At 47.4% G+C, this 648-nt stretch carries 1 protein-coding gene; it reads right to left on the reverse strand.

What is annotated here, in order from left to right:
• Nucleotides 1–21: 21 nt before the first annotated feature.
• A complete protein-coding gene (locus tag OXPF_RS18675) occupies nucleotides 22–645 on the reverse strand; it encodes a cobalamin B12-binding domain-containing protein (protein WP_054876740.1) in 624 nt (207 codons plus the stop codon).
• Nucleotides 646–648: the final 3 nt, after the last annotated feature.

Consider the following 648-nt stretch of genomic DNA (forward strand, 5'->3'; position numbering starts at 1 on the left):
AAGCAAACCTTGTCCATTCATTTATTTCACCCACCCCTGACATATTTTTACGCCTTCTGCGGCGTTGGTTGTAAAAGCATCGGCACCTATCTGCATACAGGCATCCTTTGTCACTGGGTTTCCGCCTATGATAATTTTTACACTGTCCCGGAGGCCGGCTTCTTTAAGGGCGTCGACGGTATTTTTCATTGATTCCAATGCAAGGGTTAAAACGCCGCTCATGCCTATAATCTGAGGCTTGACTTCCTTTATTTTTTCAATGAATGCTTCTGCCGGCTGGTCAATACCCAGATCATATACTTCAAAACCTGCCGCTTCCACCATGCTTTTGAATATGTTCTTGCCTATGTCGTGCAAATCCCCCTGGACAGTGCCAAGGACAAGTGTCCCTGCCTTTTCGGTGCTGCTGCTTCCGATAACCGTCTTCAGCACATTGATTGCATTTGTGAGAAGCTCTCCTGCAAATATCAAATCCCCTACAAAATACTCTCCTTTGTCATAGAGGTCTCCTACAGCTGCCATTCCCTGCTGGCAGGCAGCTACTACCGCCTGAGCCTCTTCTTCAGTTGGCCCTGCTGCCGTAAAGTCTTTAAGCATCTCCAATACCTTTTCCTCGTCAAGATCTCCCACTGCCTGAGTCAGCAACTT

Origin of the sequence: Oxobacter pfennigii (assembly GCF_001317355.1) — a bacterium.
Classification (GTDB): Bacteria; Bacillota; Clostridia; order Clostridiales; family Oxobacteraceae; genus Oxobacter; species Oxobacter pfennigii.